This is a genomic window from Roseovarius atlanticus (assembly GCF_019802205.1).
Lineage (GTDB): Bacteria > Pseudomonadota > Alphaproteobacteria > Rhodobacterales > Rhodobacteraceae > Roseovarius > Roseovarius atlanticus_A.
Genome location: NZ_JAHVHQ010000003.1, coordinates 886154 through 912423 on the forward strand (window position 1 = coordinate 886154; position 26270 = coordinate 912423).

Consider the following 26270-nt stretch of genomic DNA (forward strand, 5'->3'; position numbering starts at 1 on the left):
CAGAAGATGAGCGAACAAAAGGTCAAGGTAGGCGTCCTGTTTTCTCAGTCTGGACCGATGAAGGTTACGGAAGAGGCCCTTCTGAAAGGAACCCTACTGGCCATCGAGGAAATCAATGAAGGCGGAGGGGTCGCGGGCCGTCAGATCGACCCCATCATTCTGGACCCGAAAGGCAATGATCAGCGCTACGCGCAGCTTGCGACCGAACTGCTTCTGAATCACGGCGCGCATGTGATTTTCGGCTGCTGCCTCTCGGCCAGCCGGAAGAGGGTTCTACCCGTTGTCGAGCGTTTCAACGGCCTGCTCTTTTATCCATCGGTCTACGAAGGTTTCGAGTATTCGCCGAACGTGATCTATGGCGGTGCCGTGCCCAATCAGCTTATCCTTCCGCTGATGCAGCACATCTACGCCGAACATGGAAAGCGCATCGCCCTTATTGGCACGGACACCCTCTATGCCGGAGAAATCAACCGTATAGTGGGAGAGTTCGTCGCCGAAAGCGACGGGGAGATCGTCAGCGAAATCTATCTTCCATTCGGGACCGATGCGGAGCTGGCGGCGGCCAGGCTGCGCGAAACCGCAGCGGCGCGACCCGATGTCATACTGTCGACGGTGGTTGGTGAAGAAAGCGTCACGCTTTACTCCGCCTATGCGGAACTGGATGGGCCGGAAAAAAAAGCGCCTATCGCCTCGCTGACAACCACGGAAGCCGAACTCCGACAGATGCCCGAAGCGGCCCGCGCGGGACACATCACGGTGTCGCCATATTTCAGCACGACCGACCGCGCGGCCAACAGCCGGTTTGTCGCCAGGTTTCAGGAGCGGTTCGGAAACGACCAGGTCCCAAGCGTCTATGCCGAGACCACCTACGCCCTGGTCCACTTCTTCGCCGACGCCGCGCGGGTTGCCGGGCAGTTCGACACTGAAAGCCTGATGTCGGCTCTTTCCGGAGCTGTCTTCAAGGCGCCCGGCGGCGATCTGTCGGTCGATCTGGACACGAACCACTTCACGATGCGCCCGCAGGTGGGCAGATCGACCCGAAGCGGAGAATTCGATATCGTGTGGAGCAGCGCGCAAAGCGTCCGGCCCGACCCGTATCTGGTGTCCTACGATCGGTCGATTGGCGAGTTGGAGAGCCCATGAGCATATCCGGCACCAACGATCAGAACCTCCTCCGGAGGTTGCGCCGGAAACGGGTATTGGTCATTCACCCGGATGACGAGGATCGTCGCACGCTGCTTGCGCAGCTTCGAAGGATCGGATGCCAGACCGAAAAGCTCGCGACATCGCCGGACGTTCTTCCCTCCGAGATCGATGTGGTCCTGTTCCTTCTGCTGCGCAACCAGGCCGACAACTCGGTCCAATGGATGGCCGAGGGGTCGGGGATTACCCGGATTGCGATCATTTCCTACGAGACGCCTGAAATCCTCACGGCGCTTGAAAGACTTCACGTCCATGCCGTTGTGTCGAAGCCGATCCGCATTTTCGGAGTCCTGGCGGCTTTGACCACTGCCATTAGCCTGTCGCAGCACGAGGCCCGCCTTCAGCAAAGGGTGCGATCCCTGGACGATACTCTGAAGGCCCGCAGGCGTATCGAAAAGGCCGTTGCCATCCTTTCGAAGCGCCATGATATCACTGAAGAGATTTCCTACAAACGCCTGCGCGAAAAGTCGATGCGGGACAATGTGACAATCTCGGATATAGCAGATGCCGTCATTGCTTCCGATGATGTTTAGACGCATGAGCGGTTGGGGGCGGCGTTTTGCGCGTCAATTCAGAGCGGCATCTTCTGGATGTCCCGTTCGATCTGTTGCATCTAGTGTCAAAACAGGCGGGCCTGGTCCAAGGTGAGCGCAAAAGAGACGACCGATAGGTGCTTTTAAGTGGCTGAAAAATATAGCAGACAAGATGTATCAACGGCAGCCCGCCTGTCCGTTGCGCCGATGATGGACTGGACCGATCGTCATTGCCGGTTCCTGCATCGGCAACTGTCGCGGAACGCCTTGCTTTACACCGAGATGGTGACCGCGCCGGCATTGGTGCGAGGGGGGGCGCTGCACCTGCTGGACCATGCCGCGGAAGAGCATCCGGTCGCGCTGCAACTGGGCGGATCGGAACCCGGCGAACTGGCGCAGGCGGCGGCGCTGGGGGCCGGAGCGGGGTATGACGAGATCAACCTCAACGTCGGATGTCCCAGCGACCGGGTGCAGTCGGGGACCTTCGGGGCGGTGCTGATGAAACAACCGGACCTCGTGGCCGAATGCTGCGCGGCGATGATCGGGGCGGTGGACACCGAGGTGACGGTGAAATGCCGGATCGGGGTGGATGACCAGGATGTCGAGACGGTGCTGCCGGACTTCCTCGAGCGGGTCAGCGCGGTGGGCGTCCGACGGTTCACCATCCATGCGCGCAAGGCGTGGTTGCAAGGGCTGAGCCCCAAGGAAAACAGGGATATTCCGCCCCTGGACTATGCCTTGGTTGCCCGGATGAAGGATCGGTTTCCGGACCTGCACATCTCGCTCAACGGCGGGGTGGAGACGTTGGACGAGGCGGTGGGTCACGTGGAGGCCGGGTTCGATGGGGTGATGCTGGGACGGGCGGCGTATCACCGCCCGGCGGAGATCCTGGGGGCGGCGGATCGGCGTGTCTTCGGTGAAAGCGGCCCGGACGGGACGGGCGAGGACGCGGTGAAGGCCATGCTGCCATACATCGAAAATCATTTGATATCAGGCGGTAAGCTGCACCAGGTGACGCGGCATATGCTGGGCCTGTTCGCCGGTCAGCCGGGCGCGCGGGCGTGGCGGCGGGTGTTGTCGGAAGGCGCGACGAAACCGGGGGCCGGGACGGCGCTGGTGCAGGAGGCGCTGGCGCAGGTGACGGGGGTTGCCGCGTGAAGGATTTCCTGGAGAAAGGCTGGGCGCGGTTCGCGTTCGATCCGGCTGTGTCCGCCTGGGCCGAGGCGGCGTTTTCCGTTGCGAAAGAAAGGGTTAAGGCACCCGAGGAACAGCGCTGGTTGTATTGCCAAGGCACGTGGTTCGTCGGTGTCGATACCCTGCCCAACGCGCCCGACGGGGCGGTGGGCGACGCCGGACCGCTGACAGGGGAGGCCTGGGCGGCGGTGTCGGCCCTTTATGACCCGATGCCGCTACACCGGGGGCAGGTGTCGGTGATGTATCCGGGCTATCCCAAGCCCAAGGACGGCGAGGGCGAGGCGGCCTTTGGTTACAGGCTGCGGCGGGATGCGGCGCATGTGGATGGGTTGCTGTTGGAAGGGCCGGACAGGCGGCGGTTCCTGAAGGAGCGGCATGCCTATATCCTGGGGCTTCCGCTGACCGAGTGCGGGGCCGGGGCCAGCCCGTTAAGTGTTTGGGAAGGCAGCCATAAAGTGATGCGCGCGGCCTTTGCCGAGGCCTTGCAAGGCGTGTCACCCGAGGCCTGGGACAGGGTCGACCTGACGGATATCTACAAGGCCGCGCGTCGCGAGGTTTTCGACACTTGCGAGAGGGTTCTGCTGCCGGCGAAACCGGGGGAGGCTTATGTCGTGCACAGGCTGGCCTTGCATGGCGTGGCGCCGTGGGAGGATGGCGCGGAGGCGCCGGAAGAGGGGCGGATGATCGTCTATTTCAGGCCCGAATGGACGATCTTGGGGGATCAGTGGCTGACCGCGCCGTAAGCGGCGCGACTCAAAGGTTAATTCGGGCCGGGACGGCGAAATCGGCACGTCGGTATCGCGTCGGTATCCAGGTGGTATTGCGACAGTGCGCGTATCGCCGTTTTCCGGGATGGAAGGACCGCGCGCAGTGTTTGTCCCGGCGCAATCCTCGGCGCGTTATCCTGACAGGTCGCGGGTGTCGTAACGCTTTGGCGAGCGGAATTTTGCAAAAATTCCGGGCCGAAAAATTGCAATTTTTCGATGCGCCGAGGGAGACCGTCCGTGCGGGTGGTTTCAGCCGCGCTTCAACCGGGCGGCGCGGCCGCCGCGGCGCTTGGTCAGGGTGGCGGCGCGGTCGGGCAGGTCGGCCATGATCTCGCGGCGTTCCTGGGGCGTCATCCTGGACCAGCGGCCGATCTCGTCGATGGTGCGATAGCAGCCCGTGCAGATCCGCGCCTCGGGGTGGACGACGCAGATGCGCACGCAGGGGCTTTCGATTTCGTCGCGTTTCCAGACGGGGCTGTCGTTCATGACTCGGCTTTCAGGTGGCGGATTCGGTCCAGCGCTCCTTGCAGGATATACGCCGCCGCGACGGCGTCGATCACCTCTGCGCGACGCTTTCGGGTCAAATCGGCCTCGATCAGTGCTCTTTCTGCCGCAACGGTGGACAGGCGCTCGTCCCAGAAGCCGATGGGCAGATCGGTGCGCGCCGCCAAATTTCGGGCAAACGCGCGGGTGGATTGGCAGCGCGGTCCCTCGGAGCCGTCCATGTTGCGGGGCAGGCCGAGGATGATTCCGGCGGCGGTGCGGTCGGCGGCGATGGCCAGCAGGCGGTCGGCATCGGCGGTGAACTTGGTGCGCTTGACGGTCTCGACCGGGTTGGCCGAGGACAGGAGCGCGTCGGAGGACGCGACGCCGATGGTCTTGGTCCCGAGATCGAGGCCCAGGAGCGCGCGGAAGCCGGGCAGGGCGGCGGCGAATTCGGCGAAATCCTCGACGATCATTCGGAGAAACCGGCCTGCTTGGCGGCGTTGGTGATGGTGTCGATCACGGTGGGATCGTCGAAACGGTCCTGCGCGCGGGCGATGAGGTCGCGCACGGCGTCGAAATCGCCCAGGACGGCGTAGGCATTGGAGAGGCGCACCCATTCGTCCGGCGTGCCGCCGGTCTCGTCGATGCGGGAGGCGAGGCGGTCGACCATGCCGCGGATCATGGCGGCGCGGTCCTCGGCGCTCATGTCGCCGGCGGCGTCGATGTCGCCCTGCGAGGGGCCGGGGGCGGCGTTTTGCGCGGGCGGCTCGTAGCGGTTGACGCCGGCGCGCCAGGCCAGTTCCTCGATCCGGGGGCGGATGAGGGCGGTCCAGGGCGCGTCGGGGGCGCTTTCGCGCAGGAGGCCGTCCCAGGTGCGGAAGGCGATGTCGGGGCGGTCGACCTGGATCATGTAAAGGCCCATATAGTAGCGCGCGCGCGGCTCCTTGGGATCGCGGGCGAGGGCGGCGCGGATGGCCTCGGCAGCTTCCTCCGAGACATAGCCGCCGGCGGCGGAGACCATCATGTCCGAAAGCTCGGCATAGTCGGCGGCGGTGGCGGCGTTGCCCTTGAGCTCGATCACGCGGGTCTTGGCCTTGGCGGCGGCGGAGAGATTGCCGAGCGCGGCCTCGTTCCGGGCGAGCAGGATGTAGCCCTGGAGTTCGTCCGGGCGTTTCTCGACGGCCTCGCGCAGGCGGTCCATCAGGTCGAGATATCGCGGGTCGGCCTCGCCCATGTCCGGGGTGACGGGCTGGGACGCGTTGAAGCGCGCCTCGGCCTCGGCCTGGGGCAGGCGGTTGGCGCGGGCCGCGTCGGAGGCGGCCAGGCGGGCGGTGCGGGGCAGGTCGGTGTAGCCGGGCGTGCCCATCTGCAAATAGAGCCAGCCGGCCCCGCCGACGAGGCCGAGAAGAGCGAGGGCGGCGAAGAGCTTGCCCGCCAGCGCGGGCTGGGCGCCGGCGGCGCCCGTGGCCTGAAGCTGGGCGTCGGCGGCGAGGATGCGGCGGGAGACTTCCGAGCGGGTGCGCTCGGCGTCCTCGGGGGTGATGACGCCGCGGGCGAGGTCGCGGTCGACCTCCCGTAGCTGGTCGCGGTAGACTTGGAGGTCGTAGGCGGCAGGCGGCGCGTCGCCGACGCGGCCACGGATCAGCACCAGCCCGAGGATGGCGGCGCAGGCGAGGCCCAAGGCGATGGCGAGCACCCAGAATGTCATGTGATCTCCTTGTCTTCGGGGCTGATTTAACGATTGGGCGGGCAAACCGAAAGAGGCAAGTGGTCGCCCGTGGTGTCGCAGGGGCGGATCGTCGGCGGCGTGTCGCAAATCACGCCATTCGTGCCGCATGAGGTGTCGGCGATACGCCCTGTCTGATACATACGGGAGCAATGACGAGGGCCGGGGGCGAATCCCCCCGGGCCCGACACTGTGCAAGCCATGAGCGAGACCCGCCTGATGAAACGTTATTCCGCCTTTGCCGTCGCGAAAGAAGCGCTGAAATATCACATGGGATGGGAGCGGGCCTGGGCCTCGCCGGAGCCCAAGAAGAAATACGACGCGATCATCATCGGCGCGGGCGGGCACGGGTTGGCGACGGCCTATTACCTGGGCAAGAACCACGGGATCCGGAACGTGGCGATCCTGGAAAAGGGCTGGCTGGGCGGTGGCAACACGGGCCGGAACACGACGATCATCCGGTCGAACTACCTGCAGGATGCCTCGGCCGCGATGTACGAGAAATCGCGCAGCCTTTACGAGACGCTGAGCCAGGACCTGAACTACAACATCATGTTCAGCCCGCGCGGCGTGATCATGCTGGCGCAGACCCAGCACGAGGTGCGCGGATACGAGCGGACGGCCCATGCCAACGCGTTGCAGGGCGTGAAGACCGAGTTCATCAGCCCCAGCCGGGTCAAGGAATTGTGCCCGATCATCAACCTCGATGGCCCGCGCTATCCGGTGCTGGGCGGGCTGTGGCAGGCGCGCGGCGGCACGGCGCGGCACGACGCGGTGGCCTGGGGCTATGCGCGGGCGTGCTCGGCCATGGGCATGGACGTGATCCAGAAATGCGAAGTGACGGGTATCCGCAGCGAGGGCGGCAAGGTCACGGGGGTGAGCACCAACCGGGGCGATATCGCCTGTGACAAGCTGGGCATCGTGGTGGCGGGGCATTCGGGGCATCTGGCCGACATGGCCGGCTTCCGCCTGCCGATCGAGAGCGTGGCGCTGCAGGCGCTGGTGAGCGAGCCGATCAAGCCCTGCATGGACGTGGTGGTGATGGCCAACACGGTGCATGGCTACATGAGCCAGTCGGACAAGGGCGAGATGGTGATCGGCGGCGGGGCTGACGGCTACAACAACTATACCCAGCGGGGCAGCTTCCATCATATCGAGGAGACCGTGCGCGCGCTGATCGAGACCTTCCCGATGATTTCGCGGCTGAAGATGCTGCGGCAATGGGGCGGGATCGTGGACATGACCGGCGACCGCTCGCCCATCCTGTCGAAGACGCCGGTCGACAATGTGTTCATCAACTGCGGCTGGGGCACGGGCGGGTTCAAGGCGATACCGGGCAGTGGCTGGGGCTTTGCCGAGCTGATGGCGAAGGGCTATTCGCCGCTGACGGCCGAGTTCGGGCTGGAGCGGTTCTACGAGGGCCGGTTCATCGACGAGAGCGTCGCCGCGGGGGTCGCGCACTGATGGGGAACCGCCTTGGCATATCGGGCGTTGGGGTGTCGGATTCCAGAAGCAACGGAGAACCGACATGTCCGATTACAACAACAATAACCACACCCCGCCGCCCCAGCATTCCGGCGGTGGCGGAGGCGGCGCAACGATGGCTTTCATCATCGGCGGGCTGGTCGTCGCGGTGGGCGTCATCGCCTGGGTCATGTTCGGTGACAGCGGCGGCGGCGGCGATGACATCATCGGCGGCTCGGATCCGTCGGACGTCAATGTCTCTGTCGAGACGTCCGATGACGCGGCCGATGACGTGGCCGACGCTGCCGAAGACACGGCCGACGCCGTCGAGGGCGCTGCCGAGGACGTCGAAGGGGCTGCCCAGGACGTCGAGGACGCGGCTGACAACGTCGAAGGCGAAACTCAGCAATAACGCATACGGGGCCGCAGTCGGCCTCGCGCCTGCAACATGGCGGAACGCAGGGGCGTGTGACGCCCCTGTGTCGTCGCGTGCACACGTGGCGGAAAGCGGCCCACGCAATCGCGCCGAAGTTGCGGGAACCGGCCCAAACCCTGCGCGGGGTTTTGCCGGTGCTTCCGCGCGTGCCTCGAGGGGCGCATTGTCGAACTTCCACCATGAGGAGTTCGAGAGATGTCTGACCAAGAACAATGGCAGCAAAGGCGTGGCTACGGCATGCCTGTCCATGACGCGGGCAGTGCGGGCCTCTTCTGGGTCCTCGTCGTCGTCGTCGCCCTGGGGGCGCTGGTCTTTGCCGGATCGCTGGGCAACGGCACCGCGCCGGACCTGTCCGACGTACCGGAAGGTTTCATCGTGCCCGACACGTCCGAGGACGGCGTGGCAGGCACGGCTGCTGTCGAAGAATAACACGCCCCGCTTCGGCGGAGGTGATCGCAACGTTATGGGCGGGTGCCAATCGGCGCCCGCCCTTGTCGTGCGTCAGGTGTGCTAAGATGGTTTCTCCGATGCTACATATGGAAATCTGGGCAGTTCGATTTGTCAGATTATTCCTGTTGATTTTTTGCATCGTGCAAGCTGTGACGCTGGTCTGGGTGTCACCTGACGCTTATCAACGACTTGGTAGTTTTTGGGTTGCCGTACTTCTCGTCTTGTTCGGTGCTACACGCCTTGTAGTGAGCGAAATGCAGAAAGCATTTGAGGGCCACGGAGCTTTTGCGGAGCAATTCAAAGCAAAGCTCGATGAGATCACGTACTCGGATGGAAAAGGCTGGAAGAATAATATGGCGGAGGATGGCACGCCATATGAGCGCAGGCTTCTTACTGAAGAAGAAATTCAAAAAATCATGAAGGACTTCGAGGCCAGGATCGTTTGGATATTCTTGTCCAATGAACTTTTTCTGGCGGCAGTAGCAACTTTGCAGTGGGGATATGGAGATATGTTCCATTGCTTCGTACACGGACAAGGATTCAAATCATGTTGATATTGCAATGTCCCTATTGCGGGGTGAAGGGCGAGGAAACCGAGTTCGCGGGCGGCGGCGAGGCGCATCTGAAGCGTTTCGGGCCGGACTCGAGTGACGATGATTTCCACGCCTACCTGTTCAAGCGCGAGAACCCCAAGGGCGTGCATCTGGAGCGCTGGCGGCACACCAACGGCTGCGGCAAGTGGTTTCACGCCGCGCGCAACACGGTGACGCTGGAGGTCTACGGGACCTATTCGGCGCAGACCACCGAGCCGCCGAAGGACATCAAGGACAAGATCTCGGCGAAGGTGCCGGGCTGGAGCTGGAGAGAGTTTTCATGAGCACGCGTCTGTCGAATGGCGGGCGTCTTGTTAACAAGGCGCACGCGATGGAATTCACCTTCAACGGCAAGCGCTTGAAGGGCTACGAGGGCGACACGCTGGCGTCGGCCCTGCTGGCCAACGACCAGATGCTGGTGGGCCGGTCGTTCAAGTATCACCGCCCGCGCGGGATCGTGGCGTCGGGCGGGGAAGAGCCCAACGGCCTGGTCAACATGGGCCGGGGCGAGACGTTCGAGCCGAACCAGCGGGTGACGACGACCGAGCTTTTCGACGGGCTGGAGGCGACGAGCCAGAACCACTGGCCGAGCCTGGAGTTCGACGTGGGCGCGATCAACGCCAAGTTCTCGCGGTTTCTGCCCGCCGGGTTCTATTACAAGATGTTCATCCATCCGCGCCCCTTGTGGAAGCATGTCTACGAGCCGTTCATCCGCCAGTCGGCGGGGCTGGGCAAGGCGCCCAAGGACAAGGACGGCGACAAGTACGAGCATCTTTACGCGTTCTACGACGTGGTGGTGATCGGCGGTGGTGTCGCGGGGCTGATGGCGGCCCGCGCGGCGGGGGCTGCGGGCGCGAAGGTGCTGTTGATGGAACAGACCGCCGCCTGGGGCGGACGGACGCCTGTGGATGGGCCGCTTTACAGCGCGACTGTCAATGACGGGCCTGTGGATAAGTTCGTGGATGAACTGGTCGCCGAGCTGGGCGAAATGTCCAATGTCGACATGCGGCTGCGTATGATGGGGGCCGGCGTTTACGACCACGGCTACCTTCTTGGCTATGAGCGGGTGAACGATCACACGCCCAAAGCCAAGGGCCCGCGGCACCGTTTGTGGCGGATTCGTGCAGGCCAGATCGTGACCGCGACAGGCGCGATCGAGCGGCCCCTGAGCTTTGCCGGGAACGATGTGCCGGGCGTGATGCTGGCCTCTGCGGTGCGCGATTACGTCGTAAATTATGGGGTTTCCGTCGGGGACCGTACGGTCGTGGTGACCAACAACGACGACGCCTATCTGACCGCGCTGGCGCTGAAGGCGGCGGGGCTCGACGTGCCTGCAATCATTGACGCGCGGGCGGCGGGCGCGGGCGTGCTGGCCGAGAAGGCCAAGGCGGCGGGCATCCGCGTGGAGACCGGCAAGGGCATCGCGAAGGTCAAGGGCGGCAAGCGCGTGACGGGTGTGGGTATCTGTGCACAAGCCGGCGAAGGCTCGGCCCTGGAAGAGATCGCCTGCGACGCGGTGGCGATGTCCGGTGGCTGGTCCCCGGTGGTGCATTTGTGGTCGCATTGCGGCGGCAAACTGCTGTGGGACGAGACGCAGGCGATGTTCCGGCCCGACCCGGAAAAGGCCCCTACGGGGGCGGCGGGTGAGGCCTATGTCTCGACCGCCGGCACGGCTAGCGGCGAGCTGGACCTGGGGGCTGTCCTGGCCGATGCCGAGGAGGCCGGCCGTGCGGCGGCCAAGGCCGTGGGCAAGACGCCGAAGAAGGCCGAGAAACCGACGGCGGAGGGCGTGCAGACCAACGTCATTCAGCCGATCTGGATGATGCCGCAGGGCGCCAACGTGAAGCTGCGGATGAAGTCGTGGCTGGATTACCAGAACGACGTGAAGGTCAGCGACGTGCAGCTGGCGGCGCGCGAAGGCTATGAAAGCGTGGAGCACGCCAAGCGCTATACCACGCTGGGCATGGCGACGGACCAGGGCAAGCTGAGCAACATCAACGGGCTGGCGATCCTGTCGGACGCGTTGAACCAGCCCATTCCGCAGACCGGGACGACCACGTTCCGCCCGCCCTATACGCCGATTTCCATGGCGTCGATCGCGGGCGAGGCGCGGGGCGAGATCTTTCAGCCGCTGCGCAAGACGCCGATGCATGACTGGCACGAGGCGAACGGCGCCTACTGGGAGCCGGTGGGCCATTGGCGGCGTCCCTATACCTTCCGGCAGAACCCGGGCGAGGAGATTTCGGCCGCCGTCAAGCGCGAGATCAACCAGACGCGGGGGAGCCTTGGGCTGCTGGACGCGTCGACGTTGGGCAAGCTGATCGTGAAGGGGCCGGATGCGGGGAAGTTCCTCGACATGCTCTATACCAACATGATGAGCACGCTGAAGCCGGGGCGGTGCCGCTATGGGTTGATGTGCAACGAGAACGGGTTCCTGATGGATGACGGCGTGGTGGCGCGGCTGGATGAGGACACGTTCCTGTGCCACACCACCACGGGCGGCGCGGACAGCATCCATGCCCACATGGAAGAGTGGTTGCAGACCGAGTGGTGGGACTGGAAAGTCTATGTCGCCAACGTGACCGAGCAATACGCGCAGATCGGCGTGGTCGGGCCGAAAGCCCGCAAGACGCTGGAGAAACTGACCGATGCGGACCTGAGCGCCGAGGCGCTGCCGTTCATGGCGTGGCAGGACATCGACTTTGGCGACGTCAAGGCGCGGGTGTTCCGCATCTCGTTCTCGGGTGAATTGTCCTACGAGATCGCGGTGCCGGCGAGCCAGGGCCGGGCGTTCTGGGATCAACTGCTGGAGGCCGGCAAGGAGTTCGGCGTGATGCCCTACGGCACCGAAGGGCTGCACGTGATGCGGGCCGAGAAGGGGTTCATCATGATCGGGGACGAGACGGATGGCACGGTCATCCCGCAGGACCTGGGGATGCAGTGGGCCATCTCGAAGAAGAAGGACGACTATATCGGCAAGCGGGCTCAAGCGCGCAGCCATATGGCCGACCCCGAGCGGTGGCAGCTGGTGGGCTTGCAGACGGTCGACGGATCGGTCCTGCCCGACGGGGCCTATTGCGTGGCCGAGGGCGACAATGCCAACGGGCAGCGCAACGTGCAGGGGCGGGTGACCTCGACCTATTATTCGCCGACGCTGGATCGCGGGATTGCCATGGGCCTGGTCAGGCATGGCGCGGACCGGATGGACGAGGTGATCGAGTTCGCCAAGGTGGACGGCACCACGGTGCCCACCCGGATCGTGAGCGCGGTCTTTTACGACCCTGAAGGGGAGAAGCAGAATGTCTAAGGCTGTCAGTGCGTTGCAAGGCGCAGTTTACCAAGGCTACGTGGAGGTCCGGGAGATGGGTCTGCAGGGCATGATCACGCTGCGCGGGGATCTGTCCTCGGCCAAGATGAAGAAGGCCGTGAAGGACGCGTGTGGCGTGGACCTGCCCGGTCAGCGCGAGATCGCGGTCGCGGGCGACAAGGGGGCGGCGTGGATGTCGCCGGACGAGCTGTTGCTGATGTTGCCGTACGAGGGCGTTGCGGATGCGCTGGCGGCGGTCGAGAAGGCGTTGTCAGGCGAGCATTTCCTGGCCGTCAACGTGTCGGACGCGCGGGCGGTGTTCCAGGTGCAGGGCGGGGCGGCGCGCGAGATCATCGCCAAGCTGTGCCCGGTGGACATGGCCCCGGGCGCGTTCGAGCCGGGGCAGATCCGGCGGACGCGCATGGCGCAGATCGCGGCGGCGTTCTGGATGGTGGATGCCGAGACGATCCGGGTGGTGTGCTTCCGCTCGGTGGCGGAATACGCGTTCAACCTGTTGAAGGATGCGGCGGAGCCGGGCGGCGAGACGGGGCTTTTCGCGTAAGGGTTCGCGTACCATAGGTGGGTTGGACAAGGGTGGGTTGAAAACCCACCCTACGAGGGTTCGGGGCGGGCCGTGGACGGCGTGGGCCGCGCGATGGCCAGACCGCGGGGTGGCGACCCGAGGCGAATTCAATACTCTTTATGGTTGCGGTGTCCGCATTCCCTCAGTTCGAGGAGCTTACGTTAACCAATCGCCAGCCCGATGGGGCGGTCTGGCGATCGCGCGGCAGCGCGGCAGAGCCGCGCTTTGATTCCGCGCGGTTGAGCCTTGTTCTGCACCCCTGCACAGCCCGCCCGCAGGGCAGGAACAAAACAACAGCCTTGACGTTGATCCCCTAACGCTACCATGTAGTCGCGAAATATCACCTCAAAGAAAAGGGGGCCCGAAATGGCTTTTGAACTTCCCGACCTTCCTTACGCACATGACGCGCTTGCCGGCAAAGGCATGTCGAAGGAGACGCTGGAATATCACCACGACATCCACCACAACGCCTATGTCACCAATGGCAACAAGGCGATCGAGGGGACTGAGTGGGACGGCAAGTCCCTGGAAGAGATCATCAAGGGCACCTACGATCCCAACGCGGTGGCCCAGTCGGGCATCTTCAACAACATCAGCCAGCTGTGGAACCACAACCAGTTCTGGGAGATGATGACCCCCGAGGACAGCAAGATGCCGGGCGAGCTGGAGAAGGCGATCACCGACAGCTTCGGTTCGGTCGACAAGTTCAAGGACGAGTTCAAGGCCGCCGGCGGCGGTCAGTTCGGCTCGGGCTGGGCGTGGCTGGTCAAGGACACCGATGGCAGCCTGAAGGTCACCAAGACCGAGAACGGCGTGAACCCGGTGTGCTTCAACCAGACGGCGCTTTTGGGCTGTGACGTGTGGGAGCATTCCTACTACATCGACTTCCGCAACAAGCGGCCCGACTACCTGTCGAACTTCCTGGATAAGCTCGTGAACTGGGAAAACGTCGCGAGCCGCATGTAATTGCGGGCGACAGTCCAGGAAATCTGATTTCAGCCCCCGGCCGTTTGGCCGGGGGTTTTCTTGTCGGAGCCATCCCGCATGACCGAAACCGCCAAGGGCGTCGCCGCCATCATCCTGGCCTGTTCCATCTGGGGGCTTTCGGGCCTGTTCTACAAGCTGCTGGCCGGGTTGCCGGTGCTGGACGTGCTGGCGCATCGCACCATCTGGGGGGCGGTTTTCTTCCTGTTGATCCTGGGCGTGCAGGGCCGGGTGGCGGTGCCGTTCCGGGCCTTGCGCGCGGGACGCACGCTGCGGGTTCTGGCGGCGGCGTCGGTGCTGATCGGGTTCAACTGGATGCTGTTCGTCTGGGCCATCAAGTCGGACCAGGCGCTGGAGGCGTCGCTGGGCTATTACATCTTCCCGCTGGTCGTGGTGCTGTTCGGGCTGATGTTCTTTGGCGAACGGCTGGGCCGGGGCGAGACACTGGCGGTGCTCTTGGCGGCGCTGGCGGTGATCGTGCTGACCGCGGGGCTGGGCGTGGCGCCGTGGATCGCACTGGGGATCGCGCTGAGTTTCGGGGCTTACGGCGCGGTGAAGAAGCGGCTGGACATGGGGCCGGTCGTGTCGGTCACGGCGGAGTCGCTGTTGCTGGTCGGCCCGGCGCTGGCCTGGCTGGCGTGGCAGGCGGCGCAGGGCGGGGCGGTGATGGGCGGGTCCTGGCCGCTGGCGCTGACCCTGATGCTGGCGGGGCCGATGACGGCGACGCCGCTGATCCTGTTCAGCTATGGCGCGCGGCGGATCGACCTGGCGAGCGTGGGCGTGCTCTCGTACCTCAACCCCAGCCTGCAATTCGCCGTGGCGGTGGTGATCTTTGCCGAGCCCTTCACGGGCTGGCACATGATCGCCTTTGCCATGATCTGGGGCGCGCTGGCGCTCTACAGCGTGGCGCGCTGGCGTTACCGGGCCGTCGCGCCGAGGCCGTCCATCAGGTCCTGAACGGTATCGATGACCTGGGTGTAGTCGCGCAGGGAGGCGTCGGCGAAGCCTTCATCGATGACATGGTCGATCAGCTGGATGAGCTTTGTCCAGTAACCTTCGGTATCAAGAAGGAAAACCGGCTTTTCGTGCAGGCCGATCTGGCGCCAGGTCAGGACCTCGAAATACTCGTCGAGGGACCCCGCGCCGCCCGGCAGGACCACCACCGCATCGCAGTTCATGAACATGACTTTCTTGCGCTCGTGCATGGTCTCGGTGACGATGTAGCGGGTGAGGTCGGTCTTGCCGACCTCCCATTTCACCAGGTGATCGGGGATGACGCCGAAGGTCTCGCCCCCCGCCGCCTGGGCCGCGCGCGCGACGGCGCCCATGAGGCCCACGTCGCCGGCGCCGTAGACAAGCCGCATGTCGTGCTCCGCGAGGGCCGTGCCAAGCGCCGTCGCCGCGGCCTCGTAGGCCGGGTTGCGCCCCTTGCGTGAGCCACAAAAGACACAGACGGAACGCTTGGGCATGAAAATCACCAATGGCTGACGGGGCTTCTTTTGACCGTTCTAGCCGGTGTTGCTAAACTCCTGCAACCGCAGAGCTGTCCTGCGGCCCGGGGGACGAAAACCATGAGCAAACTGTCTGGCCTGACCGGAGGATACGGCACCGCGATCGCGGCGGCGGTCGGGACGCTGGCTGTGGTGATCGGCCTTTTCGCCGGGGGGGTGTTCGACCGGGAGATGGACGCGCCGACACCGGAGACCGGCGCTTCCCGAGAGAGCGCTGCCGGGGCCGAGGCCGGGGCAGGAGCGGGCGAAACCGGGACGGACCAGGCCCCCGAGGCCGGGAGCGAGGCGGCGACCGACACGGCCGAAACCGATGCGGCGGAGACGCCGGATGCCGAGACCGCCGACACTGCCGACACCGCGCCCGGGACGCCGGCACCGCCCAGGGTCAGCACCTTTCGGCTGGATCCCGATGGCCGGATGCTGGTGGCCGGGCGGGCCGAGCCGGGCTGGGAAACCGCGATCCGGCTGGACCGCGACGTGCTGCGCAGTTTCGTGCCCGAGGGCGATGGCCAGTTCGTGGAATTCGTGACCGTCGACCCGAGCGAAGAGCCGCGGGTTCTGTCGCTGAGCATGACTTCGCCCGAGACCGGGGAGGATATTGAAAGCCAAGGGGAAATCATCATTGCGCCGCTGCGGGGGCCGGCCTCGCCGGAGGTGGCCGAGGCGGACGTGGCAGAGGCCGCGCCGGGCGATACGGTTGCGGCGCTGGAGACCACCGGGACGAGTGAAGCGGAGAGCGGGACGCCTGACGACGCGGAGCGGCACGCGGGCGCTGGCGATCGGTCCGTGACGCAGGCGGCGGAGGCGGTCGAGGCGGTTGCGCCCGAGGGGGCAGGCACGGAGCGCGCGGCGGAGGAGGCTGAGGGCGGGGTCGAGACGGCCGTGCTGTCGGATACGGCGGAGCCGGCGCAGGAGGATCAGCAGGGCGTGCCGGAGAGCGGGGCCGAAGGCTCGGACGTGGCGCGGACGGCCGCGCCCGAGCAGGTCGACGGCGGCGAGTCTGACGGAGGCTCCGAGAGTGTCGGGGCCGCTGGCGAGGGCGCCGGAGCGGATGAGGCAGGCACGCGGCAGGCCACCGCGCGGGATGCAGGGGACGACCGCGTTGCGCATGAGGACGACACCGGGCCTTCCGCCGCGGGGACCGGACGCGATGAGGGCGCGTCAGCCCGGACCGACTCAGAACAGGCCGCCACGGGGGGGGGAGGCGACGACGCCGAGACCGCCCGGGCGACAGGCGAGGCGGCTACGGGGCAGGGGACGGACACCGCGAGCGGTGGCCAGAGTGCCGACAGCGCGACGCCCGGGGGTGTGGGCGGCGGGACGGGCGATGACACGACCGATCAGCCCGATCCTGCGCCGGGGGCCGCGGTGCTGATGTCGGACGCGGATGGGGTGCGGGTGATCCAGCCCGCGCCGGGCGATGCCAGCCCCGACGTGATGGCGGTGGTGGCGCTGGATGCGATCAGCTATTCCGACACCGGCGCGGTGGAACTGTCGGGGCGAGGCGCCAGCGACGGGTTCGTGCGGGTCTACCTGGACAACACGCCGGTCACGACCTCGCGCATTGCCACCGATGGCAGCTGGCAATCGGACCTGCCGGAGGTGGATACCGGCGTCTATACCCTGCGGATCGACGAGGTGGATGCCGACGGTAATGTCACCAGCCGGGTCGAGACCCCGTTCAAGCGCGAGGACGAGGCGCTGTTGGCGGACGCCACGCAGGCGGGCAAGCTGGTGCAGGCGGTGACGGTGCAGCCGGGATACACGCTGTGGGGGATTTCACGGCGCAATTACGGCGAGGGGATAGAATATGTGCGGATCTTCGAGGCCAATCGCGACCGGATCCGCGACCCGGACCTGATCTATCCGGGCCAGGTCTTTACCATTCCCGACCATGTGGCGGTGGAATAGGCCCGCAAAAGGAAAACCCCGACGCGGTGTGCGCGCCGGGGCCTTGCAACTTTCCTTACGGACATCGTGACGAAGTTTGGATCGGGGGCCACGACGCCGCGTAAAAGAGGGCTCAATCGTTTTCTTCAGCCTCTTCCTCGATGTTGTCACCGAGATTGGACAGGTCGCGCCCGAACCCTTCGGTCGTCTCGCACGCGGCGAGGGCGAAGAGGGCGGTGAGTGCTGCGATGAAACGCATGATTTCTCTCCATTTATCCGGGCACGTTGCCTGCCGTTGGCGGTGAAACGCGGTGGGGCGGGTTTGGTTCCACCGCGATTGCAGAAACTGCGACATAACGGTGCGGCGGCGCGTCTGGCCTTGGGCGCGGGCTTGGCCTATGTCAGCGGAGGGACCAAGGAGACCAGATGCGGCGCAGACCCACGACAGCAACGGAAATGCCGGACAACGCGCTGCAGGTGATCCGGCGCGTGGCGCCGTACCTGTGGCCCGAGGGGCAGACCTGGGCCAAGCGCAGGGTCGTGCTGGCGCTCATGGCGCTGGTGCTGGCCAAGGTCGTGGCGGTGGGCACGCCGTTCTTTTACAAGGCGGCGGTGGATTCGCTGGCCGGAGAGGGCCAGGAGGCGGCGTGGATGCTGGGCGCGGGGGCCATCGGGCTGACCGTGGCCTATGGCATGGCGCGGCTGATGAACGTGGGCTTCCAGCAGCTGCGCGACGCGATATTCGCACCCGTGGCGCAGCGCGGTCTGCGGCGGCTGGCGCTGGAGACGTTCCAGCATATCCACCAGATGTCGATGCGCTTTCACATGACGCGCAAGACCGGGGGGCTGAGCCGGATCATAGAGCGCGGCGTGAAAAGCGTGGAGTTCCTGCTGCGCTTCCTGGTGTTCTCGGTCGGGCCGCTGATCCTGGAACTGCTGATGATCGGCGTGGTGCTGTGGACGCTGTTCGATTTCTCTTATCTGGCGGTGGTGATGGGCGTGATCGCGACCTACGCCGTCTTTACCTTCAAGGTGACGGAATGGCGGGTCAAGCTGCGCCGGCGGATGAACGAGCAGGACACTGATGCCAACCAGAAGGCCATCGACAGCCTGCTGAATTTCGAGACGGTGAAGTATTTCGGTGCCGAGGGCCGCGAGGCGGCGCGGTATGACCGGGCAATGGAAGGCTACGAGAGCGCGGCCTTGCAGACGTCCTATTCGCTGGCTTTCCTGAATGTCGGACAGAGTTTCCTGATCACCGGCGGGCTGGTGGCGGTGATGGTGATGGCGGCGATGGGCGTGCAGAGCGGCGCGTTGACGGTGGGCGATTTCGTGATGGTCAATGCCTACATGATCCAGATCACCATGCCGCTGAATTTTCTGGGCACGGTTTACCGCGAGATCCGGCAGAGCCTGGTCGACATGGCGCAAATGTTCGATTTGTTAGAGCAAACGCCGGATGTGACAGACGATCCGGATGCAAAAGGTTTGAAAATCGAAGGTGGGTCGGTGCGGTTTCGCGACGTTTCCTTCGGGTATGACCCGGAAAGACCGATCCTGCACGATGTGTCGCTGAGCGTTGCGGCGGGCGAGACCGTGGCGCTGGTCGGCCCGTCGGGGTCGGGCAAGTCCACCATCGGACGGCTGCTGTTCCGGTTCTACGACGTGAGCGGCGGCGCGCTGGAGATCGACGGGCAGGACGTGCGCGGCGTGACGCAGGAAAGCCTGCACGCCGCCATCGGCGTGGTGCCGCAGGACACGGTGCTGTTCAACGACACGATCGGCTACAACATCGCCTATGGCCGCGACGGGGCGACGCAGGACGAGATCGAGGCGGCGGCGAAGGCGGCGCAGATCCACGAGTTCATCGAGCGCCTGCCCAAGGGGTACGAGACGCAGGTGGGAGAGCGGGGCCTGAAGCTGTCGGGCGGCGAGAAGCAGCGGGTGGGGATCGCGCGCACCCTGCTGAAGGATCCGCCGATCCTGCTCTTGGACGAGGCGACGAGTGCCCTGGACACCGAGACCGAGCGCGAGATCCAGGACGCGCTGCGCCGGGCGGGCGAGGGGCGCACGGTGATCACCATCGCGCACCGCTTGTCGACGGTGGCGGATGCGGACCGGATCGTGGTGCTGGAAGAAGGGCGGATCGTGGAGGAAGGCACCCATGGCGAGCTGCTGGCGCGGGAGGGGCGCTATGCGGGGCTCTGGGCGCGGCAGGCCAGCGAACGCGAGCGCGCGGCCTGAGGCGGCTTGTGGCGCGCGGGCCGGCGCCGTCGTTGGCTGGGCCTTGCGGGGCGGGTCGGACGCAGCCTGATGGACGGGAGGGACCCGTGGACGGCGCCCTGTTCGGCTTGTGTTCCGGGGGACGGTTTTGCCCGGGATGCGCGGCCTTGATTTCTTTTCTGGATACGTCGCGTCAGGCGTCTATTTCCTTGTGGAAGTGGGTGGGCGACCTGCGTTAAAGCGGTGCTTCCCGGCCCGTTTTTCAAGAGTTCTTTCTGGTTTTGGTGCGAGCGGCCGACGCTGAAGACGCGCAAAGCAAGAGACGACATGTTCCGCGGTACGATCCTGTATTTTTCCGATGACGGAGGCGTCGCGCATATCTGGTGTGCGAAGGCCGGCAACCCCTTGTTCCGGGCGCGGGCGTCCGATTTTCCCGACCTCTGGCCGGACTTGCGGGTCGGTATGGTGGTGACCGTCGTCGGCAGCACCGGGACGGACGAGGCGCAAACGGTCGTGACGTTGGAGATCGCGCCGCAGGACGAGGGGTGAGCGTCGCGCCTTCGGGCGTTGCGCGTGGGTTTTCACCCACCCTACGCGGCCCGCTCGGCGTCGCGCCTCCGGGCGTCATGACGCGTGGGTTTTTACCCACCCAATGCGGGCTTATTCGGCGGCGCGGAGGGATTTGTCCTTGGGCGGTGTGTCGTCGTCGTCATCCGAGCCGGACTGCGCCGCCTTGCGGTCGGCCAGCACGCCCTTGACGTCGTCGAGGGCGAGTTCGGGCTGGGTGGTGTCGTCCTCGTAGGCGGCGATATCGGGGATGCCTTCGGTCCAGATGATCTCGGGCGCGCGGACGCGGGCGGCCTGGCGCGAGAGGGCCCAGTCGCGGGCGGCGCGGCTGGAGCGGCCGAAGGAGAGCTTGGCCAGGAGCTGGGCGCCCCAGAGTACGTAGGTCGTGGCCCAGATGCGCAGCGCCAGCATGGACGGCGTGAAGACCAGCGTCAGCACCGTGGCGATCCCGAGGCCGAAGACGACCGCGGTGGCCAGCTGTTTCCACCACAGCGCGGTGGGGCTGTTGAAGGTGTAGCCGCCGGCGAAGAAATCGAGGCTGAGGCCGAACATCATCGGTGCGAGGCCCGCCATGGTGGTGATCGTGGTCAGCAGGACCGGGCGGATGCGCGCCTCGGCCGTGCGGGTGATCGCCTCGATCCGGGGCATGTAGCGGGAATATTCCTGGTAGGTGTCGATCAGCACGATGTTGTTGTTCACCACGATACCCGCCAGCGCCACGATGCCGGTGCCGGTCATGATGATGGAGAACGGCTGGTTCATCACCAGCATCCCGATCAGCACGCCGGTGGTGGACAGGATCACCGCCAGAAGCACCAGCACGGCGTTGTAGACCGAGTTGAACTGCGCCAGCAGGATGATGAACATGAGGCCCAGGGCGCCCAGGAAGGCCTGTTGCAGGAAGGCGCCGGATTCTTCCTGGTCCTCGGCGTCGCCGGTCCATTCGTAGGAGACGCTGCGCGGCATGTCGGCGCTTTCGAGCCATGCGGTAAGGGTTTCGATGCGTTCGTTGGCGGTGAGGGGCGCTTGGGTTTCCTCGCCGTTTTCGCCGGTGGTGGTGACGGTCAGGCCGTCCACCACGGCGGCCTTGACGTCGAAATAGCGGGTCTGGTCGACGCGGTCGATCTGGGCGAGCTTGGGCACCGGCTGGCGGGTGATGAAGTTGGACAGCGGCACGAGGCCGTCATCGGTGCGCACCTTGAGTTCATCCAGGGTAGACAGAACGCGGTCCTCGGCGGGCAGGCGGACGCGGATGTCGATTTCCTCGTCCGAGGAGGGCACGCGCATGGTGTCGAGCAGGATGCCGCGGGTGACAAGCTGGACCATGGCGCCCACGGTGGCCACGTCGGCGCCGAAGCGGCCGGCCTTTTCCACGTCGACGTCGATCTGCCAGTCGATGCCGGGCAGGGGGAGCGTGTCCTCGACCAGGTCCAGGCCGCGGGTCTCTTCGAATTTTTCGCGGGCGCGGGCGGTGAAGTCCTGAAGCTCCTGCCAGTTGTCGCCCTTGAGCCGCAGGTGCACGGGTTTGGCCGAGGCGGGGCCCTGTTCCAGCGACAGGATCTCGACCTTCATGCCGGGAATCCGTTCAAGCCGGGCGGTCAGCTCGTCGATGGTGCGTTCGCCGCCCGCCACAGGGTCGTTGACGCGGCGCTGCACGTCGTAGCCTAGGACCGGGATGGTGAACCAGGTCTCATAGGTGGTCGGGCGGTCCTCCCACTTGATCAGTTCGAACTGGACCTGGCCGATCGTGTCGAGCGGGGGGGCGGCGCCGCCGGTGTTGTTGTTCAGCCCGCCGTCGCCGGCAAAGGAGAAAGCCGAGAGGACATTGGGATGCTCCAGCACGATCTCTTCGGCCTCGCGCACCAGCGCGTCCTTCTGGCCGATCGACAGGTTGCCGCGGGCGCGGACATAGACGATGGCGTTCTCGGGTTCGCTGTCGACGAAGAACTCGGTGCCGTTGTTGTTGTTGATGTAGAACATCAGCACGGTGCCGACGAAGACGAAGATGGCGCAGAAGGCCACCAGCGGCATGATCGGGTTGGCGGCGATGGCGTGGATCACCCAGCCGAAGGGCGAGCGGCGGTAGCCCGCGTCGATGCGCTGCGCCCGGTGCAGGCGGGTATATTGCCGGATCGCGATGGCGGCGAAGACGATGAGCGCGAGCACGATGGCGGCGGCCCAGCCGATGCCGGTGGCCCAGGCGGCGCCGATGGCGGCCGCCGCGAAGACCAGGCCGCGGGCCATGGGGAAAGGCAGCTTGCGGGCCTGCCAGGCGTCGATGCTTTGCCACAGGAGCGACAGGCGGCGGACAAGCGCCAGCACGCAAAGGAGCGCGGTGAGTGCGCCGGCGAGGGCCACGCCGCCGGCAAGGACCATGCCGAGGCCGAGGCCGAAGGCCGTCAGAAGCGACGGGATGACGGAGCCGAGGATGTCGCCGCCGTCCATGCCCGCGAACTGTGCCCCGGTCTGCCGGGCGAGGGGGCCGATGGCCTGGCCCGCCAGCATGAGGCCGCCGACGGCCAGCACGGCAAGTGCGATATGCAGGTACCAGCGGGTGGTGGCGATGGATTCGATCCGCTGGGTGAACCAGCGCTCGATGCGGCCCGTGACGCCGCCCATGACGGGCAGGTAGACGAGCGCCACCAGCAGCGAGGCCGACAGCACGAAGATGAGCGTGACGGGCAGCATCATCATGAACTGCCCCGGCACGCCGGGCCAGAAGAGCATCGGCAGGAAGGCGCAGAGCGTGGTGGCGGTGGAACTGACCACGGGCCAGAACATGCGCTTGGCGGCGGCCACGTAGGCGTGCATCGGGCCTTCGCCCTCGGCGATCTGCTTGTCGGCGTATTCGACCACCACGATGGCGCCGTCGACCAGCATCCCCACGGCGAGGATCAGGCCGAACATCACGATGTTGGACACCGGCACACCCATCACCGCCAGGAGCGCGAAGCACAGCAGGAACGAGGTGGGGATGGCGAAACCCACCAGAAGGGCGGGGCGGATGCCGAGCGCGGCCAGCGTGACGATCATCACCAGCGCGATGGCGGTCAGAACCGAGCCTTCGAGCTGCGAGACCATGGAGGCGATGATGCGCGACTGGTCGTTGGAGGTGTCGACCTGTACCGCGACCTGAAGTTCGGAGGGCCAGGTGTCCTCAGCCTCGGCCACGGTGTCGCGCACCAGCGCGGCGGTGTCGATGATGTTGAAGCCCTTGCGCTTGACCACCTGCAGGGCAATCGCCGTTTCGCCGTTGAAGCGGGCGGTGCCGGCGCGGTCCTCGAAGGTCAGGTTGATGCGGGCCAGGTCGCCCAGCGTGACGACGCGGTCGCCATTGGTCTTGACCGGGAGGTCGTAGATGTCGCCGGTGTCGTCGAAGGACGAGGGGATCTTGACCGAGAACGCGCCCTGGGCGCTGTCGACCTCGCCCGCCGCGATGAGCTGGTTGTTGTTCTGGACGACGTTCACAAGCTCGTTGGCGGTGACGTTGTAGGCCTCGAGCCGCAGCGGGTCGATGACCACCTCGACCATCTCGTCGCGGTTGCCGGCGATGCCGGCCTCGAGCACCGGCTCCAGCCCTTCGAGCCGGTCCTGCAGGTCCTTGGCGATGCGGGCCAGCGTGCGCTCGGGGACCGGGCCGGAAAGCGACACGATGATGATGGGAAACTCGGAAAAGTTGATCTCGTTGATCGAGTATTGCTCGGCGCCTTCGGGGAAGTCGGCCTCGGCGGCGTTCATGGCGTCGCGCACGTCGGCCATGATCTGGGTCTTGTCCCAGCCGAATTCGAATTCCAGCGCCACGCCGGCATAGTTTTCCGCCGCCGTGCCGGTCATTTCCTTGAGACCGTCGAGATCCGACAGCTCGGTTTCCATGGGCTTGACCAGCAGCTTCTCGGAATCCTCGGCCGAGATGCCGGGGAAGTTGACCGAGACGAAAAGGGCCGGGATCTCGATATCCGGTTCGCCTTCCTTGGGCAGGGAGATGTAGGCGGTGGTGCCCGCGACGATCGACAGGATGATGAAGGCGATCACCATCCGGGCGCGTTGCGAGGCCCAGTCGACGATGCCGGTCATTGGATGGTCTCCCGGAAGGCGGGTTCGACCGGGACGCCGTCGGCGACGAACTCCTGGCCGAGGATGATGACGTCCGAGGTTTCTTCCAGGCCGGCGACGAAGACGCCGGTGGGGCTGTCGCGCAGCAGGGTCACGGGTTTGAACTGTGCCGTCTTGTCGGGGGTGACGATGCGCACGCCCAGGGCGCCGTCATCGTCGAGCGTGAGCGCCGATTGCGGCAGCAGGTGCGCCTTCACGCCCTCCGACTCGATGCGGATCTCGGCGGTCTGGCCGTCGCGCAGGGCGAGATCCTCGTTCGGGACGCGGATGTCGACACGGAAGGTGCGGGTGGTGGGATCGGCGGCGCGGGAGATGAAGGTGACCTCTCCCTCGACCGTGCCGCCGGAGGCGAGCCGCGCGGTTGCGGGCGCGCCGGCGCTGACCTTGGCGATTTCGGTTTCGGGGATGTAGCCCACGAGCATGATCGGATCGAGCTGGATGACCGTGGCGCAGAGCGATCCGGCCTGAAGAAGACTGCCAAGCTCGGCGGTGTCCGATTCCAGCAGGCCCGAGAACGGGGCCTTGATCGTCAGGCGCTCGATTTCCTTGCGGGCGGAGGCGACGGCGGCCTGGGCGCTTTCGACGCCCGAGCGGGCGGCCTCGATGCCCGCGGCGGCGGTTTCCTGGCCGGATTCAGCGGCCTTGAGCGCGGCCTCGGCGCTGGTGATCTGGGCCTTGGCGCCTTCGACGGCGGCCTTGGTCTGGGCCACGCGGGTCTGGGAGGCGAACCCGTCGGTGGAGAGCTTTTCGGCGGCGTTGGCGTTGATCTCGGCCTCGCTGAGCACGGCGCGCGCCTCGACCAGGCGGGCGCGGCTTTCCTCGACGCGGGCGGCGGCCTCGGGGACGGCGGCCTCTGCCTCGGGGATGCGGGACCGGGCCTCGGCCAGGCGGGCCAGCGCCTCGGCCAGGTTGGCCTCGCGCGTGCCGGGGTCGATCTGGCAAAGCGTCTGGTCCTCTTCGACGAAGGCCCCCTTGCGAATGGGTTCCGAGACGATCTGGCCGGGGGTTTCGGCCCGCAGCTCGACCTGGCGGTCGGCCTCGGTCTGGCCGCGCACGGTGACGGCGGTGTCGATCGTGCGCGCGGTGGAGCGCAGGGCGACGACGCCGACGGTGCCTTCGCGTTCCTCGGAGGTTTCGGCCAGCGGGTCGTCGCCCTGATCGGTGTCCGGCGCGACCGCCTCGGCCAGTTCGGTGTCCTCGACCGGCGCGAAGAGCGCCGCGATGCTGTCGCGTTCCATCACGAGCGCGTAAATGGCCGCGCAGACCAGGATGGCGGCGAAGATGGGAAACAGGCGCATGAAATAGCTTTCCGAGAGTCGTTTGCGTGAGTTTACGGGCGCTTGGCGTCGATCGCCATGCGTCTTTAACGCGGTTTACGCTGAACTGTCCGGTTTAGATTAGTCCTTTTGTCGGCATTGTTCAACCCGCCGCGACGCGCGGGCGCGCGGGTGCGCGCGCGATGTGGCGGGGCGCCCCTTGGCAGGGCCGGAGTGACGCGGTAAGAGGGGCGAAATTTCGAAGAAGGGCAATGCGCAGTGAGCCAGTCTGACAGTTTCATCGACGAGGTGACCGAGGAGGTCCGCCGCGACCGGCTGTACCGCAATTTCAAGCGGTATGGCTGGATCGGCATCCTGGCGGTGCTGCTGCTGGTGGGGGGCGCGGCCTTCAACGAGTGGCGCAAGGCGCAGGAGCGTGCCGAGGCCGAGGCGCTGGGCGACGCGATCATCGCGGCGCTGGGCGAGGAGGACGCGGCCGCGCGCAACGCGGCGCTGGACGCGATCCAGCCCGAAACCGGCGGGGCGCGCGCCATCGTGGGTCTGCTGGCGGCGGGCGAGGGCGGGGCCGACAACGCCCCCCGGACCGCCGAGCAGCTTTTGAGCCTGGCCGACTCGGCCGACGTGCCGCTGGTCTATCGGCAGATCGCGACGCTGAAGGCCGTGGCGCTGCCCGGATCGGGCCTGAGCCCCAAGGACAAGCGCGCCCGGCTGGAAGGCATGGCGGCGGGCGGCGGCATCGTGCGGCTTCTGGCCGAGGAGCAGCTGGCGCTGGTCGACCTGGAGGCGGGCGACCGGGACGCGGCGCTGGAGCGGCTGCGCGGTCTCTATGAAAGCGCGGAAGCCACAGCGGGCTTGCGTCGGCGCGTCGAGCAGTTGATTGTTGCCCTGGACGGTGACATTGAAGAGGAGCCGGTCGGCGAGACCGACGGCAACTAAGCGTTCCGGCGGCCCCAGAGGGCAACG

At 65.9% G+C, this 26270-nt stretch carries 24 protein-coding genes; 17 read left to right on the forward strand and 7 right to left on the reverse strand.

The window, feature by feature from the left end:
* Positions 1-6 precede the first annotated feature (6 nt).
* The 4 genes from KUV49_RS10245 (at position 7) to KUV49_RS10260 (ending at position 3673) form a co-directional block, all read left to right on the forward strand.
* On the forward strand, positions 7-1143 hold the full coding sequence (locus KUV49_RS10245; RefSeq protein WP_222449864.1) for a transporter substrate-binding domain-containing protein: 1137 nt from the start codon (positions 7-9) through the stop codon (positions 1141-1143).
* The gene (locus KUV49_RS10250) at positions 1140-1736 is read left to right on the forward strand and encodes an ANTAR domain-containing response regulator (protein WP_222449865.1); all 597 of its coding nucleotides are present in this window, start codon (positions 1140-1142) and stop codon (positions 1734-1736) included. Before KUV49_RS10245 ends, KUV49_RS10250 begins: the two co-directional genes overlap by 4 nt.
* Before the next feature lie 147 nt (positions 1737-1883).
* Complete coding sequence (gene dusA, locus KUV49_RS10255) at positions 1884-2894, forward strand: tRNA dihydrouridine(20/20a) synthase DusA (RefSeq protein WP_222449866.1); 1011 nt, start codon at positions 1884-1886, stop codon at positions 2892-2894.
* Positions 2891-3673: a hypothetical protein gene (locus KUV49_RS10260; RefSeq protein WP_222449867.1), complete on the forward strand. Its 783-nt coding sequence runs from the start codon at positions 2891-2893 to the stop codon at positions 3671-3673. The genes dusA and KUV49_RS10260 overlap by 4 nt, the downstream gene beginning before the upstream one ends.
* 273 nt (positions 3674-3946) lie before the next feature.
* Here the strand turns inward: KUV49_RS10260 and KUV49_RS10265 are convergent, their stop codons facing one another.
* The 3 genes from KUV49_RS10265 to ccmI are packed head-to-tail and all read right to left on the reverse strand — an operon-like array spanning position 3947 to position 5891.
* A complete protein-coding gene (locus KUV49_RS10265) occupies positions 3947-4183 on the reverse strand; it encodes a DUF1289 domain-containing protein (RefSeq protein ID WP_222449868.1) in 237 nt (78 codons plus the stop codon).
* On the reverse strand, positions 4180-4656 hold the full coding sequence (gene ruvX / locus KUV49_RS10270) for a Holliday junction resolvase RuvX (protein ID WP_222449869.1): 477 nt from the start codon (positions 4654-4656) through the stop codon (positions 4180-4182). Before ruvX ends, KUV49_RS10265 begins: the two co-directional genes overlap by 4 nt.
* Positions 4653-5891, reverse strand: a complete 1239-nt coding sequence (gene ccmI, locus KUV49_RS10275) for a c-type cytochrome biogenesis protein CcmI (RefSeq protein WP_222449870.1) — start codon at positions 5889-5891, stop codon at positions 4653-4655. The genes ruvX and ccmI overlap by 4 nt, the downstream gene beginning before the upstream one ends.
* A gap of 237 nt (positions 5892-6128) precedes the next feature.
* Between ccmI and KUV49_RS10280 the strand changes: the two genes are divergently transcribed.
* The 9 genes from KUV49_RS10280 (at position 6129) to rarD (ending at position 14683) form a co-directional block, all read left to right on the forward strand.
* Positions 6129-7373 carry a sarcosine oxidase subunit beta family protein gene (locus tag KUV49_RS10280; protein ID WP_222450963.1) on the forward strand — a complete coding sequence of 415 codons (1245 nt, stop codon included), beginning with the start codon at positions 6129-6131 and terminating at the stop codon, positions 7371-7373.
* A gap of 64 nt (positions 7374-7437) precedes the next feature.
* Positions 7438-7785 (forward strand): hypothetical protein, encoded by a 348-nt coding sequence (locus KUV49_RS10285; protein WP_222449871.1) that lies wholly within the window; start codon positions 7438-7440, stop codon positions 7783-7785.
* A gap of 219 nt (positions 7786-8004) precedes the next feature.
* Complete coding sequence (locus KUV49_RS10290) at positions 8005-8238, forward strand: hypothetical protein (protein ID WP_222449872.1); 234 nt, start codon at positions 8005-8007, stop codon at positions 8236-8238.
* Between the two features lie 86 nt (positions 8239-8324).
* On the forward strand, positions 8325-8813 hold the full coding sequence (locus tag KUV49_RS10295; protein WP_222449873.1) for a hypothetical protein: 489 nt from the start codon (positions 8325-8327) through the stop codon (positions 8811-8813).
* On the forward strand, positions 8807-9136 hold the full coding sequence (locus tag KUV49_RS10300; protein WP_222449874.1) for a sarcosine oxidase subunit delta: 330 nt from the start codon (positions 8807-8809) through the stop codon (positions 9134-9136). Before KUV49_RS10295 ends, KUV49_RS10300 begins: the two co-directional genes overlap by 7 nt.
* A complete protein-coding gene (locus KUV49_RS10305; protein ID WP_222449875.1) occupies positions 9133-12159 on the forward strand; it encodes a sarcosine oxidase subunit alpha family protein in 3027 nt (1008 codons plus the stop codon). Before KUV49_RS10300 ends, KUV49_RS10305 begins: the two co-directional genes overlap by 4 nt.
* Entirely contained in the window at positions 12152-12721 is a 570-nt protein-coding gene (locus tag KUV49_RS10310) for a sarcosine oxidase subunit gamma (RefSeq protein ID WP_222449876.1), read from the forward strand. The genes KUV49_RS10305 and KUV49_RS10310 overlap by 8 nt, the downstream gene beginning before the upstream one ends.
* A gap of 387 nt (positions 12722-13108) precedes the next feature.
* Positions 13109-13708: a superoxide dismutase gene (locus KUV49_RS10315; protein WP_222449877.1), complete on the forward strand. Its 600-nt coding sequence runs from the start codon at positions 13109-13111 to the stop codon at positions 13706-13708.
* A gap of 78 nt (positions 13709-13786) precedes the next feature.
* Positions 13787-14683 (forward strand): EamA family transporter RarD, encoded by an 897-nt coding sequence (gene rarD, locus KUV49_RS10320; RefSeq protein ID WP_222449878.1) that lies wholly within the window; start codon positions 13787-13789, stop codon positions 14681-14683.
* Here the strand turns inward: rarD and KUV49_RS10325 are convergent.
* Positions 14644-15195 (reverse strand): TIGR00730 family Rossman fold protein, encoded by a 552-nt coding sequence (locus KUV49_RS10325; RefSeq protein ID WP_222449879.1) that lies wholly within the window; start codon positions 15193-15195, stop codon positions 14644-14646. The two genes, rarD and KUV49_RS10325, sit on opposite strands and share 40 nt — an antisense overlap.
* A gap of 102 nt (positions 15196-15297) precedes the next feature.
* Here KUV49_RS10325 and KUV49_RS10330 point away from each other — a divergent pair, with 102 nt between their 5' ends.
* Positions 15298-17148: a LysM peptidoglycan-binding domain-containing protein gene (locus tag KUV49_RS10330; protein WP_261391155.1), complete on the forward strand. Its 1851-nt coding sequence runs from the start codon at positions 15298-15300 to the stop codon at positions 17146-17148.
* Between the two features lie 112 nt (positions 17149-17260).
* On the opposite strand, the gene KUV49_RS10335 is transcribed toward KUV49_RS10330, so the two are convergent.
* Positions 17261-17386, reverse strand: a complete 126-nt coding sequence (locus KUV49_RS10335) for an entericidin A/B family lipoprotein (RefSeq protein ID WP_152492059.1) — start codon at positions 17384-17386, stop codon at positions 17261-17263.
* A gap of 167 nt (positions 17387-17553) precedes the next feature.
* Between KUV49_RS10335 and KUV49_RS10340 the strand changes: the two genes are divergently transcribed.
* Together KUV49_RS10340 and KUV49_RS10345 are read left to right on the forward strand one after the other, a co-directional pair.
* Entirely contained in the window at positions 17554-19371 is a 1818-nt protein-coding gene (locus KUV49_RS10340) for an ABCB family ABC transporter ATP-binding protein/permease (RefSeq protein ID WP_222449880.1), read from the forward strand.
* A 306-nt stretch (positions 19372-19677) separates the two neighbouring features.
* Positions 19678-19899 (forward strand): hypothetical protein, encoded by a 222-nt coding sequence (locus tag KUV49_RS10345; RefSeq protein ID WP_152492061.1) that lies wholly within the window; start codon positions 19678-19680, stop codon positions 19897-19899.
* Positions 19900-20010: 111 nt separating this feature from the next.
* Here KUV49_RS10345 and KUV49_RS10350 read toward each other — a convergent pair whose 3' ends face one another.
* Together KUV49_RS10350 and KUV49_RS10355 are read right to left on the reverse strand one after the other, a co-directional pair.
* Positions 20011-23991: an efflux RND transporter permease subunit gene (locus KUV49_RS10350; RefSeq protein WP_222449881.1), complete on the reverse strand. Its 3981-nt coding sequence runs from the start codon at positions 23989-23991 to the stop codon at positions 20011-20013.
* Positions 23988-25328, reverse strand: a complete 1341-nt coding sequence (locus tag KUV49_RS10355) for an efflux RND transporter periplasmic adaptor subunit (RefSeq protein ID WP_222449882.1) — start codon at positions 25326-25328, stop codon at positions 23988-23990. Before KUV49_RS10355 ends, KUV49_RS10350 begins: the two co-directional genes overlap by 4 nt.
* 237 nt (positions 25329-25565) lie before the next feature.
* Between KUV49_RS10355 and KUV49_RS10360 the strand changes: the two genes are divergently transcribed.
* Positions 25566-26243 (forward strand): hypothetical protein, encoded by a 678-nt coding sequence (locus KUV49_RS10360; protein WP_222449883.1) that lies wholly within the window; start codon positions 25566-25568, stop codon positions 26241-26243.
* Positions 26244-26270 lie beyond the last annotated feature (27 nt).